Consider the following 12,383-nt stretch of genomic DNA (forward strand, 5'->3'; position numbering starts at 1 on the left):
GCCACCGCCACCATAACGGAGGGATTCAGCCAGTTTACCGCGATGGTTGGCTCAAACTGGCTACTCGTACTTGGCGAGATTTGTACGTTTGCCATGGTGACCTCCTTTTTTATATTCAGGAAATTGCAATCACTTTAACTTATGGGTTAAGCTGCCCAATTTGAGTGAGTTCTTCTTTCAGTACCTTTTGATGAGGAATTACGTTTCCGGATGAATCTGTTCCGAATACAGTGATGACAGTATCTGTTGGAACAGTGCCTGTAACAAGAAATTGAACTTCGTAAGAAGTATTACCTGCGATGTTAAAATTCAGAATTTGACTCGTGTTCGCATTGATGTTCAATGCATTGGAATATACCAGTGTCTTACTTACCAAGCTATTCCACACATAGATGTGATAAACAACGTTAGATGAAAAACTAAGATTATCATTATCAATGTTAATGACAAGGTTTGATGCAGGGGTGGTTCCCGTATTCGTGATGATGCCAGTTGTTAACGCCATGAAATCACTACCTTTCAATCCGTTTTTATTACCATATGAACTCCGGGTCCAAGTGTGTGGACAATGTTACAGGGCTTTCTACCATTTTTATCTTAAGGTTTCCATTTATGCTACGAGCAATCCATTTATAAAAGCTATATTGAGCAGACACACTGCTCTATCTGTACCTGTACAATTGAATAGAAGGCTGGAAATGTTGCTTACGAGGTTCTACTGAACAATATCAGTCCGCTAGCTCAAGTATACTTTTCCACTTATGGTCTGGATGAAATAGGGAATATAGTTAATGAACTGAAAGTTTTGTCACACTCCTGGGGAACCGCTGGCGAACCGGTTCAGCCTTCAAAAGTTCATCTGGTTCTCGATTCTGGGCACCTCCCCATCCTCCCTTCTCTGCTTTATGTCGGACCAGTCGGCTCGGTAGTCGTGTGTGGCAATCGTATTAATGAAGGGATAGCAATTTTATGATACACTGGTGTTAATTTCGACTTGGATTAGAATCTCCTGAGAAGTGGTAAGAAAGGCGGAATTCGTCAATGACATATACCTTTATAATTGAACCGGAGACATATACGGCATTTCACAACGAGGATGTGCTAATTGAGCAGTGCAGGACATGGGGCCTTCTATCGGAGAAGGCAACCAAGATCAAGACTTTTTATTATAAAGGCAACGACCTGAACGTCCCCTGCACCATAGTGGGGTGTGTTGATTACATGACTACGGTTATTGAGTTCGACAACGGCCAGAAGCACTGCATTCATCCCTCCTATTTGAAAGAGATGCAGGCTTCCAGCTTCGGGGTACGCAATACCAGCGCTGCCGGAACAGACAAGAGCGACGATTCAGTAGTCCTATCCACGGCAGCTGCGACGAATACAAGAGAAGCTGGCACTGCCTCCCCTGCAGATGCTGCTTCCATGGACAAGGCGGGAATGGATACATATTCGGCAGCTATGGTTGGAGAAGCATCCGAATTGGACCAGCAGGTTGCGAGTGAAGCCGACGGCGTGGACCTGTTCTTGGGCGCAAACGCAGGTGACATGGAAGACAGTATGGATGACGGCATAGAGGCTGGTGCTGAGCGTTCTGGTTCCAGTTTCAAGGGTGACCCAGATGGTCTGGTGGAAGAATATGTCGGCCCTAGCAGCAAGCCGCTTCTGGAAGCCGCACCTCCAGCCAAAACCAGCCGGGCCAAGGCGGCCAAGCTGGAGCTGCCGGAAGGCAAGGTGAAAATGACTGCTGTTGTGAAAGAGTTCACGACAGTACCGAACCATTTTGCAGATAGTGATGACGAAGTGATTATCTATGAAGCGGTATCCATCTTAGAACCGGATGTGCTAGTGGTAGGAGAGGCCTGGTCAAGCCACAGCACCACAATGAAGAAGCAGGAGCTGGAAATAGGCGACACCCTCACTTTCGAAGCTAAAATGATCAAGAAAAAACTTGCCAAGCACCCAGTCGCTATTAAGATTAACAACCCTTCGAAGATCCAGAAAAATGCTTGATCAAGTTCCTGCCATATGAAACTCGGCTATGAAGATAGGAAAAGTCATCACCATAAGGGTCAATGCCAAAGTGGACTCAGCTAGGCGTACTAAGGATGAACGACTATTCACAGCCTGAAGCCGATAATTTTCTGATTACGGAATAACATGAGAAAACCTCCAGCCTGTAACGGGTTTGGAGGCTTTAACGTGTATCCACAGTTGGTATGGAACATGACGCCGAATTTATCGGTTACGTCGGGTTGAACCCCGAGCACATTTAGGAGTTCACGGTTTTGGTTCAGAAAAACGCTATTCATATGTATTTTTATTAAATCATCCAAACGCGTACCAACAAAGCGATGAACATCAAGTCATCCGTGCTCTATCACTTATACCAAAGTATAAAAACAGAGTTCCTGCAACTCCATAAAAAATACGTGTGATCGTTTGTCGTATGATCTTGGAAGTCAAAACAATTAATAATATCACCATAACAAATAACGCCAAGTCTCGAATCAAATGTTCTCCCTCCTGTAATCCCCACTACGTTGTAAGTTAAATAAAAAATATAAAAAAACTCAGGACAGATTCCTTATGCCATATGGCTTAAAAAACTGTCCCGAGCATTCATTGTACTATAGATTCCATGAGGTTCAAGAAATCCAGAAAGTGTTATTTATCAGGTCCGAATACAAGGTTTGCGGATTGTTTGGCCATCTCAATAACGTTATAACCTTCTCGCTATGCTCAAGCATGACTGCGACTTTTTCCAAATCATGTTCTTAGATGATACGGTCAAATTCAACGAATTCGTCATACATGCGATGTGGATGCTCTTTCAGATCTACCCGAATTGGCGTTTCCTTATTGAGGACATAATCCAAGCATTCGATGACATTCGCTGAACTTGCCATGTGTATATATCCTTTATTACCTTGAATGTTCACTGCATTGGGGGCTGTACTATCCTTGGAACCTATGCAGACACACGAATAATGAAGATGACTTGGCAGCCCAATGTAGATTGTATCTACATCATCATTCTCAAACATTTTGTTGTAATCCGAATAGATCTGGGAAATCCCATACTTTTTCTGCAGAGACAGCAATTTTTCCTGGTCACTAGGTCTTGAACTGATTCTTCTTTAAACCTCTTTGTCTGCGATCGAACGGTAATTATCCGTTATCACTACCAATTGGCTCCCTTCTATATAAAAATCGTCTCCCGCTCTCCACGTATGGCTCTTTTTGTTCTGTCTCCGCTGGTATACATAATTGAAAGGAGATGTAGCATACGTTTTGAATCCCTTTTTTCTGCATTGCCTCAAAAAGGTTACATCCTCCCCGATTGAGCGGTCGGTGAAACGAACCTTTTTTAATACTTCCTTTTTAAATAGGATGGTACCACCTTGTACAAATTCTACATGTTTATTCGCTTCTTTAGGTGATCTGATCAAAAGCTTCTTGGAAGCACTCAAATAAACAAGACAAGAATGCTTGCCCACAATATCACTCTTGGTGCGCTTTAGCTCTTTAACCTGCTCTTTCAAGTAAAACGGAGAGTAGTAGTCATCATCATCAAATTTAGCGACCAAAGAGAGTCGGGCCCTCGTCATTCCAGCATTTAAACATTGCCCTAATGATATGTTTTCAGGAACTTGATATACGGTAACATGGACAGAGCCCCTAACGCGATTTCGGTATAACTGCAGGTTCATGCTGTCATTATTCAGAATGATAATAAGCTCTTTACTTTTATAACGCTGTCTTCTGTAATTTTGCAGAATGTTGTCAAAAAATTGCGGACGATTGGTACATGCAATAATGGAAACACCATTTCTGGTCTCTTTTTTATTCAAGGGTCGCCCTCTTTTCTACTTGTTTGTCTTTCATCATATGAACAAGAATAGAATAGGGTGTAGGCTAATAGAGAAGTATAAAAAACAACACCTATACAATTCTCTCCTTTGGTACCATCTAAAATCTGTTTATACTGCTTTTGATGAATAAGACTACTCTTACTATTGGTTGTATTACGCCAACAAAAGAAAAAAATCGTACATTAGGGCAACAGCCTAATGCACGATTGGGTAATATTAGCGAGGTAAGCAAAATCGGATGGAAACGGGCAGAGCAGCTGCTAAGTTCGCAACAGTATAGATGGCTTCTTACGGTATGCTGAGAGACCTTAAGAAGAATATTGAAAGGATATCATTTGAAAATATAAATATTATTGTTATTATAGATAGAGAGATTCAGTGAAAACTGCGGTCTCTAACGATGCGTAAAGGAGTGATGATGAATGCTACACATATTAATGGCTAACTTTCCGGCAGAAGGACATGTGAACCCTACGATAGGGATTACGCAGGCTTTTGCAGCACGGGGAGATCAGGTACATTACATTACAACTGAGAAATACAAGGACAGACTCGAAGCAGTTGGAGCAACGGTTCACCTGCACCCCGATCTGATCAGGACTGCTTCCATCAACACTGCATCTCCGGCCGGATTGAACGCATTTTTGAACATTCATATTCAAATTTCGCTGGACATATTGGCAATTACTCAGAAGTTATCCGAAAATATTGATTTTGACTTTGTATTCTATGATAGATTCGGAGCTGGTGAGTTAGTTAGAGATTATTTGAATATCCCAGGCATTGCTTCATCACCATCCTTTTTAATTTCAAATAATCGGATGGCTGGCAATCTCTTTAGCTCTGACGCAAAAGTGCCGTTTCAGCTTGATGAACATACCACGACTTCACTGCATCTCATGAAAGAAAGATTCGGGGTTGCTCCTGAGGATATGGTTCAATTTATGAACAATTCAGGAGAGCTGAATGTGGTATATACCAGCCGATATTTCCAACCGGACGGTGACCGTTTTGGTGAGGAGAACCTTTTTATCGGTCCGAGCTTCCCTGAGCGCAAAGGGGAACATTCTTTTCCTTTGGATGTATTACAAAATAACAAGGTTCTGTATATTTCGATGGGCACGGTTTTGGATCATGTTGAAGACTTTTTTAACACCTGTATTGAAGCTTTTGCCGATTTTGAAGGCATCGTCGTGATTGCAGCTGGCGAGAAAGCTGACTTTACAAAAATCAATCCGGCCCCTGAGCACTTTATTATTTCTCCTTATGTTCCCCAACTGGAGGTATTACGTCATGCAGATGTATTTATTACTCATGGTGGAATGAACAGCGTGAATGAAGGGATTCACTTTAATGTTCCCTTGGTCGTACTGCCCCAGGACAAGGATCAACCGATGGTCGCACAGCGGTTAACGGAACTTCAAGCTGGCTATCGAATAACCAAAGAGCATATCAATGCACATTCGTTAAGAGAGGCTGTACATGAAGTGATATCGAACGCAGCGTATAAAAAAGGCATACAAAAAATAAATGATAGCTTCCAGCAATCTGGCGGTACAGAAGAAGCCCTCGCAAAAATTGATGCTTATCTTCAAAAAGAACTCGCGTAAATCGCGGGCTTTCATACAAAAAAAGAGAAACCCTACGTCATGGAAATGACCGGGTTTCTCGACAAACTGAGTTCCAAATTATTTATTTTGAAATTGTTTTTACAGAAGCAGTTATTTTGTAATCGTGATTTGTTTGGATACAGCGTTATAGTTCACCTGATAGCCCGAAAGCTCGCTAATGACTCGTAATGGAACCAGCGTGTGCCCGTTAATAATAACCGGAGCTGTGATGTTCGTCGAGTAATTCCGAGAGTTGTTTAACTCGTACACTGCAAGGGTCGAATTCTTGACTTGAAGCACCACTTGTTTGCCATCGGTAAGGCGATTCATGATAATCTTTTTGGTCGCTTTATCATAGTTCACTTGGTAACCCACCCGTTCACCGATAAAGCGCAGCGGGACCATCGTTACCCCATTTATTACTCGTGGTGCCTGAGCCATCGTCGTAGTACGACCATCGACATAAGCTGATGTAGCTCCTGGTGTCAGGGTGAACGAAGTTGAATATGAGGAAAACGCATTGTTAGAGTATGAAGACGCTGTGCCAGAAGTCGATGTAGTTGAGCTTGTCCCGGTCGATGAACTACTGGTACCAATCGCTCTATTGCGAATAGCTTCCAGCCGATCCAGAAGATCGCTTTTACGTGTCCCGCTCGGCAGATCACTGATTGCGTCTCTGGCAGATCGCCAGTCGGAGGCATTCAGACTGTTTTCCGCAATTCGCATCAAATCTCTTGCTTTCTCATAGTTCGATGAACTAGATGATGACGAGGAATAACTATAACTATCTGCACGTTCTGAGATCTTTACACCGCTAGATTCCCTTCCACTGCTATTTACGCTTGTAACCTTAATCTCATACCAGCGTCCTTCACGTAAATCCGTAATTTTGTAGGATTCAGAGGATGTAGTGCCCCTATAATCACCGTCAACATATATTTTCACTTTTTCGGCTTGACTCGGCATATCGTACGTAATTTTGATCCAGGTATCACTCTTGCTATCTACTTCAAGATTGGATACTTCCGACGAATTGGAGGACGTGCTGTTTGTTGTGGCAGTCAGCCCCACACCGGAGGACAATGCACCTGTGCTTCGCTTGGACCTGATCATAAACGTGTATGTCTGGCTTGCCGAAAGATTGTTGAATGTATAAGATGTTCCTGTTGAATCGGTTACCAGTTGTCCGTCCTTATACAGATTGACCGTACTAATTCCGCTGGGCCTCGTCCAGGAAACAGTAACGCTATAGTTATTAACTGATGTCACTGAAGCTCCTGTTACTTCTGGCACTGTATCGACGGTGAGCGCTGTAGTCGTAACCGGAATACTGACCCCTCCAGATATGTTGCCGGATTTGTCCACTGTTTTAACGGTTACCTTATAATTTGTCGAAGCAATCAATCCACTGAACGTATAGGACGTCCCTGTAGTTCGCTGCACCTCTTTGTCATTTAAATAGATAATGGCTTGGCTCAGGTCAGCATCCTTCGGCAATATATAATTCACAGTAAAAGCGTTGTAACCCACATTCGTCGCTGTCAGCCCGCTTACCTCTCCTGGTGGTGTCTTATCTACAGGAGCATCAACGGAAGCTGTTTTAGTCTGTACTGTAGTACCTTGAGATTCATTACCACTCTTACCCACCGTCTTCACTCGGAAGGTATATGTCGTATTCGGCTGTAAGCCGCTCAGCGTATAAGAGTTACTTAGGATGTTATCTACATACACGTCGGTGCTGACACCGATCACCTTTACATGGTCAAAATTGATGTCCGACGGGTTGGTCCAAGACAAATTCACCCTTGTTGTATCTAACGGAACCGCTATCAGATTGCTCACCTCTGCTGGTGCAATACTCAGAGCAGCGGATTGGCTCGCCACCGCATCCGTCCCTCCCCAGATACCATATCCCGTATTTAAAATCAGTGTAGCCGTTGCGAACGGAGCCATCCATTGGCGCAAACGCTTCTTATTCATGATCGATGCTCTCCTTGATAACAATATGTATTTGTCTAACCAGTAAGCAAGCTTACAAAAATCTACTGCTGTAATACATCATTGGGAATATCTGGCACGAGCAGTAGGTGTCCATTTAATAGTTATCGGAATATTTATAGGAAATGTTTAGACTGATCCACTCCATTGAGTTGTACTTCCGTTCCTAGACTAACAGTACAAGCTCTTGCCCCAATAGAAGAACAAGGACTTGTATACATAAAAAGACCGCGCCCAGCGCGGATACCAAAGATAATCGTATGATTTATGCTTGATTTCAGAATATCCGATCTAGCGGGCGCACCCTACCGTACTGGCGCACATCGTCCGGCGTTATAGCGAACAGCATATTAAGCAGCTCGATCTGAAAGCTTCCTGGTCCTTCCGTGCCTTTTCGTTCCGCTGCCATTTCAGCAGCAACGCCATATACAGCAAGCGCTGCCATACCAGCAGTAAGCCTGTCGTTTTCGACAGCAGTGAAAGCGCCCAGTACCGAAGTTAATAGGCAACCAGCCCCCGTAACTTTGGTAAGCAGGCTATGGCCATTTTCAATGATCCACCCTATACGGCCGTCGGTAATGACGTCTTCTTTGCCGGTGATTGCAACAATGGTATTCAGTTGATGGGCTGCTTTGACTGCAAGTTGTGAAATATTCAAATCACCTGTTTCTCCAGCATCGACACCTTTAATCTGCATGTCTTCGCCAATGATTTGTGCAACTTCAGCAGCGTTACCACGAACAATATCCACCTTGACCCGATCCAGAATACGGAGGGCGGAGGCTGTGCGGAATGGAGTCGCTCCCGCACCCACGGGATCTAGCAGCACGGGTACCCCATGTTCATTAGCCGATAAACCAGCCACAATCATAGACTCTACGAGTTCTTCATTTAACGTACCGATGTTAAGTACAAGCGCCCCCGCAATACGGGCCATATCTGCGACTTCCTCTTTGGCGTATGCCATAACTGGTGAAGCACCGAGCGCGAGCAGTCCGTTCGCCGTGAAATTGGTGACGACCACATTGGTTATATTGTGAATGAGCGGATTCGTATCCCGCATATTTTGTAGCAACAATGCCATTTTATCTAACACAAAAAAACCTTCTTTCTTCAGGAACCTGTGAAAGACTGTTGGCTTATACATATGTATGCACTTATATCCCTACGCTGGCATTATCCAACAGGTTCACACGGTCTACGACGGTTTAGTCGTACTCTCAGCCTACTTCCACAGGCTCCCGTTATATTTTTTTTAATGTTACGGGTTCGTCATACAAAAATCAATAGGTAATTGCCATAAAGTCATTGATCGCAAAATTTTTTGATTATGTACGAAACGTTTGGAGGTTTACTTTTTGGACAAATCTATCGCCTCCTCCCCGTCTGCTGTTGTAGCCGCTGATGGATCGGGTGACTACCTTTCTCTAATTGAAATCGTGTTTATTTTAATCAAAATTTAGGCACTTATGTTCAGTATTTCTTATGTATAGAGGGCAATAATTTTTTGAAATAATATTGCCCTAAGAAAAAATTTTATGCTTATACTGTTGTATCTGTCCACTCATTCATGCCACCGATCATATTAACCGCATTAAAGCCTTTTTCGCCAGGTAATTCACATGCCAGCCCGCTGCGGTTTCCGCCTCTGCATACCATAATCGTTTCTTGCTTTGGATCAAGCTCGTGTTGTCTTTCCAGCAACGAAAATGACCTCCTTAACGGCTTTTTACGAGAAGCTGAATCGCTTCCTTAACAAGTTTATCTGTATCTCCACCAGCTTCTTGCTCTTCCAATATACAACGTTGCAGATTCTCTGCCACGATTTGGGCAATAGCTTTATCTGATGCGTTGCGTACGGCAGATAACTGGCTTACTACGTCCTTGCAGGACTGTCCTTCATCCATTAAACGAAGTACCCCACGCACCTGACCCTCAATTCTTCTCAGGCGCGTTTTCAGTTCATCACTATAATTGTAATCCATAAGGTATAGACTCCTTTTTGATTTAATCATATACATGTATAGGTATATTATAAACCAAAAAAATAATTAGGACACCCTAAATGAATAGATTTACCTTGCCCTGCGAAGCATCCCCCAGGTAGGCAGCTACTCCGGCATATTCCAAACCGTCCATCATCTCTTCCTGTTGCAGTCCTAGCAGATCCATGGTCATGGTACAGGCCACCAGCTTGATCCCCTGTTCTTGCGCCAGCTCGATAAGCTGCGGAAGGGAAAGCGCATTATGCTTTTTCATGACATGCTTGATCATCTGCGGGCCGAGTCCTGCAAAATTCATTTTGGACAATGCAAGCTTTTGGGGTCCACGCGGCATCATCCAGCCAAAGGCTTTTTCGAGTACCCCCTTATTCGTGCGTACGAGTTCCTCCTTACGCAGCGTGTTTAGCCCCCAAAACGTGAAGAAGATGGTCACTTCATGGTCGTAAGCTGCCGCACCATTCGCGATAATAAATGCAGCGATAGCCTTATCCAGCTCCCCGCTGAATAATACGATGGTAGTTTTTTGCTGAGTATGTTCCTGATTCATCCTGTAAGCTCCTTTTTCACTACAACTTTCTTATTTAAACTCCTAAAATGGAACTCCAAATTTTAATGGCAGTAAGAAGGATCAATACCACTAAACTGTATCGCAAAATAACTGGATTGATTTTCGCACTCCATTTGGATCCCAGAGGTGCGCCGATCAAACTCCCCAATACCGTAAAAGCAGTTACGATAATCGGAATATGGCCCGTTGATATTTTGCCAATCACACCGCCAATGGCCGAAATGAACACAATAGCAAGTGAGGATGCAATGGTCGTTCGGGTAGGAATCTTGAGCACGGTTAACATAATGGGAATTAAAATGAATGCCCCTCCTGCACCTACGACGCCTGATATGATACCGACCAAAAAGGCAGACCCCACCGCGATCCATTTGTTAAACGTAATTTCGCTTGTGGATTGTTCGTGTTTCCCTTTATTTGAAATAAGCAGCATAATGCTTGTGCCCATATACAAGACAAGTCCCTTATGCACAAGGGAAGGCTCGGCTTTTCTACTGCGAAAGGCTAATACTCCCGCTAATGAAGCAAAGAAGACCTGAAACATGCTAATCGTGGACACTTCTTGCGCTGAAAAATGCGCTACGCCCAAGCCAGCCGGGACAAAAAGCAATAACGGATAATTGATAATGGCTCCGCCTATACCCAGCAAACCGGAAAAGAATGATCCGATCAGACCCAGAAGCACCATAATTCCATACAGAAGAATATCCATCACGCACCCACTTTAGTTGTCATGTACGGCACAGCGGTTAGGTCCCATTTCCATGTCTCGCTGTTCTTCTTCCGTAGGTGTTATTTTTCCCATGTTGGTCTGCCGAATTTCTTGATAGGCGTTAGGGTGCTCTGGTAAGTTAGCAGTTACTCTATTTCTGAATCCAGTCTCACTTTGCAGGTTTAAACCCGGATTCATCTGGTAAGGCTCTGCTAATCGTGCGTGAACGTTACCGCCTTCACCCAGCTCCGTGATGCTGCCAAAATGCGCAGGAAGTACGATCAAATCTTCCGGCAAATCCTTGTAACGGGTATAAAGTGTGGTGTGCAGGTCGCCAACCCAATCCTCTGCTTTCTCCGCCAAATCTGGACGGCCAATGGATTGAATGAATAAAATGTCTCCGGTCAGCAGATATTGCTGATCCACAATGAGGGATGTGCTGCCGATGGTGTGACCAGGAGAGTAAATCGGCTGGATGTTAATCGTTGTATTACCAACCGTAATGGCATGACCATCTTCCAGCTTGGCATAATCAAAGGTCAGCTCTTCAGCGTCTTTGGATGGCAGCCAATAGGTTGCCCCTACGCTCTCCGCCAGCTTTTCATCCCTCCTTGAAGGTAAAATAGTTGGGTCCGCCCAGCTGCAACCAACTGTTCCGCGACAAATATAGAAGACCCTTCCTTGGCGCAGATGACTAACACGGGTTCGTTATCGGGAATTTGCTCCAGTACATGGCCAACGCCATCCAGCAAATCGAAATACGGAAGGTTGATAATCTCAATCTGTTCGCCTTCCACCTTCCAATTGTTAAAATCACTCTCGTTACGGACATCTACAATAAAGAGACGTTCTTGGTTTAAAATGATTTTAGTCAATTCCTGCGCTGTCATGACGTTGATTCCTGTTGTCGAAGTCATATGGTTTCGCTCCCCTCAGTTGCACCTGTCCATGCGGATATGCCTAAAAGCACATTTTTGACGTTTTGGGCGCCTTTGGCTGCTAATTGCTGGCAGGCCAGATCACTACGGATTCCGGTACGGCAAATCACTACGATCTCTTCATCTACATTTAGCTCACCGAGTCTGCTTTCCAGTTCTCCGAGAGGAATGGATTTTGAGCCAGGGATACGTTTGAAAGCAAATTCCGCGGGTTCACGGACATCCAGCAACGTTATTTTCTCGTTTGCGGATAGTTTCGTCTGCAAATCTTCGTGGCTTATCGTCCATGGAAAGGTCTGTTCTTCCTTCGTTTCATCGGGATTGGATTTACGTAAATAATGCTGCATCACATCTCCCGATTGAAGAGTGCCTAAATATTGATGTCTGGTGTTTTGGGCCCAGCTCTGTAAATCGGCTAATGAGCCTTTGTCCGTGGCTTGAATTTCAATAACCTGCCCGGTATTGAGCTCATTCATGGCTTTTTTCGTTTTGACAATGGGCATGGGGCAAGCAAGTCCTTTGCAATCCAGAATTTGATCTGCTTGGATGTTAGTTGATGACATTGTACATACCTCCGCTTATTTTTTTGAGGGGAATGTAATCTAAAATTTTCATTATACATATACCCCTATGGGTATTAGGATAGCGAAGCGTACGCTCCTTGTCAACCTAATTTAGC

General features: G+C 43.9%; 12 protein-coding genes, 1 pseudogene and 1 riboswitch. Of the genes and pseudogenes, 2 read left to right on the forward strand and 11 right to left on the reverse strand.

Annotated features, from left to right (window positions below; all coding sequences use genetic code 11):
- Window positions 1-139: 139 nt before the first annotated feature.
- Window positions 140-505, reverse strand: a complete 366-nt coding sequence (locus tag QD47_RS32135; RefSeq protein WP_044645879.1) for a hypothetical protein — start codon at window positions 503-505, stop codon at window positions 140-142.
- 536 nt (window positions 506-1,041) lie between these two features.
- On the opposite strand from QD47_RS32135, the gene QD47_RS09380 reads away from it, so the two are divergent.
- Window positions 1,042-2,013, forward strand: a complete 972-nt coding sequence (locus QD47_RS09380; protein WP_044645880.1) for a hypothetical protein — start codon at window positions 1,042-1,044, stop codon at window positions 2,011-2,013.
- 764 nt (window positions 2,014-2,777) lie between these two features.
- Here the strand turns inward: QD47_RS09380 and QD47_RS34115 are convergent.
- Together QD47_RS34115 and QD47_RS31540 are read right to left on the reverse strand one after the other, a co-directional pair.
- A complete protein-coding gene (locus tag QD47_RS34115; RefSeq protein ID WP_268794238.1) occupies window positions 2,778-2,909 on the reverse strand; it encodes a hypothetical protein in 132 nt (43 codons plus the stop codon).
- Between the two features lie 231 nt (window positions 2,910-3,140).
- The gene (locus QD47_RS31540) at window positions 3,141-3,854 is read right to left on the reverse strand and encodes a glycosyltransferase family 2 protein (protein ID WP_044645882.1); all 714 of its coding nucleotides are present in this window, start codon (window positions 3,852-3,854) and stop codon (window positions 3,141-3,143) included.
- 443 nt (window positions 3,855-4,297) lie between these two features.
- Between QD47_RS31540 and QD47_RS09395 the strand changes: the two genes are divergently transcribed.
- Window positions 4,298-5,485, forward strand: a complete 1,188-nt coding sequence (locus tag QD47_RS09395) for a macrolide family glycosyltransferase (protein WP_044645883.1) — start codon at window positions 4,298-4,300, stop codon at window positions 5,483-5,485.
- Between the two features lie 111 nt (window positions 5,486-5,596).
- Here the strand turns inward: QD47_RS09395 and QD47_RS09400 are convergent, their stop codons facing one another.
- From QD47_RS09400 to QD47_RS09430, 8 genes and pseudogenes are all read right to left on the reverse strand, one after another.
- On the reverse strand, window positions 5,597-7,465 hold the full coding sequence (locus QD47_RS09400; RefSeq protein WP_044645884.1) for a fibronectin type III domain-containing protein: 1,869 nt from the start codon (window positions 7,463-7,465) through the stop codon (window positions 5,597-5,599).
- Between the two features lie 295 nt (window positions 7,466-7,760).
- Window positions 7,761-8,567 carry a hydroxyethylthiazole kinase gene (thiM, locus tag QD47_RS09405; protein ID WP_152643786.1) on the reverse strand — a complete coding sequence of 269 codons (807 nt, stop codon included), beginning with the start codon at window positions 8,565-8,567 and terminating at the stop codon, window positions 7,761-7,763.
- Between the two features lie 61 nt (window positions 8,568-8,628).
- A riboswitch (TPP riboswitch) is annotated at window positions 8,629-8,738 on the reverse strand.
- A 287-nt stretch (window positions 8,739-9,025) separates the two neighbouring features.
- Window positions 9,026-9,187: a rhodanese-like domain-containing protein gene (locus QD47_RS30645; protein ID WP_082067145.1), complete on the reverse strand. Its 162-nt coding sequence runs from the start codon at window positions 9,185-9,187 to the stop codon at window positions 9,026-9,028.
- 14 nt (window positions 9,188-9,201) lie between these two features.
- Entirely contained in the window at window positions 9,202-9,468 is a 267-nt protein-coding gene (locus QD47_RS09410) for a metal-sensitive transcriptional regulator (RefSeq protein WP_044645886.1), read from the reverse strand.
- A gap of 76 nt (window positions 9,469-9,544) precedes the next feature.
- A complete protein-coding gene (locus QD47_RS09415) occupies window positions 9,545-10,033 on the reverse strand; it encodes a DsrE/DsrF/DrsH-like family protein (protein ID WP_044645887.1) in 489 nt (162 codons plus the stop codon).
- Between the two features lie 34 nt (window positions 10,034-10,067).
- Complete coding sequence (locus QD47_RS09420) at window positions 10,068-10,766, reverse strand: sulfite exporter TauE/SafE family protein (RefSeq protein ID WP_044645888.1); 699 nt, start codon at window positions 10,764-10,766, stop codon at window positions 10,068-10,070.
- 12 nt (window positions 10,767-10,778) lie between these two features.
- Window positions 10,779-11,683 (reverse strand): annotated as a pseudogene (locus QD47_RS09425) (rhodanese-like domain-containing protein).
- Window positions 11,680-12,267, reverse strand: a complete 588-nt coding sequence (locus tag QD47_RS09430) for a sulfurtransferase TusA family protein (protein ID WP_044645889.1) — start codon at window positions 12,265-12,267, stop codon at window positions 11,680-11,682. The pseudogene QD47_RS09425 and the gene QD47_RS09430 overlap by 4 nt, the downstream one beginning before the upstream one ends.
- Window positions 12,268-12,383: the final 116 nt, after the last annotated feature.

This window comes from Paenibacillus terrae (assembly GCF_000943545.1).
Classification (GTDB): Bacteria; Bacillota; Bacilli; order Paenibacillales; family Paenibacillaceae; genus Paenibacillus; species Paenibacillus terrae_A.

Coding starts and splice junctions, on each gene's coding strand:
- QD47_RS09410 (WP_044645886.1), bottom strand. CDS start 9,468: ATGGATTACAATTATAGTGATGAACTGAAAACGCGCCTGAGAAGAATT.
- QD47_RS09380 (WP_044645880.1), top strand. CDS start 1,042: ATGACATATACCTTTATAATTGAACCGGAGACATATACGGCATTTCAC.
- QD47_RS34115 (WP_268794238.1), bottom strand. CDS start 2,909: ATGGCAAGTTCAGCGAATGTCATCGAATGCTTGGATTATGTCCTCAAT.
- QD47_RS09420 (WP_044645888.1), bottom strand. CDS start 10,766: ATGGATATTCTTCTGTATGGAATTATGGTGCTTCTGGGTCTGATCGGA.
- QD47_RS32135 (WP_044645879.1), bottom strand. CDS start 505: ATGGCGTTAACAACTGGCATCATCACGAATACGGGAACCACCCCTGCA.
- QD47_RS09415 (WP_044645887.1), bottom strand. CDS start 10,033: ATGAATCAGGAACATACTCAGCAAAAAACTACCATCGTATTATTCAGC.
- QD47_RS09395 (WP_044645883.1), top strand. CDS start 4,298: ATGCTACACATATTAATGGCTAACTTTCCGGCAGAAGGACATGTGAAC.
- QD47_RS09400 (WP_044645884.1), bottom strand. CDS start 7,465: ATGAATAAGAAGCGTTTGCGCCAATGGATGGCTCCGTTCGCAACGGCT.
- thiM (WP_152643786.1), bottom strand. CDS start 8,567: ATGGCATTGTTGCTACAAAATATGCGGGATACGAATCCGCTCATTCAC.
- QD47_RS09430 (WP_044645889.1), bottom strand. CDS start 12,267: ATGTCATCAACTAACATCCAAGCAGATCAAATTCTGGATTGCAAAGGA.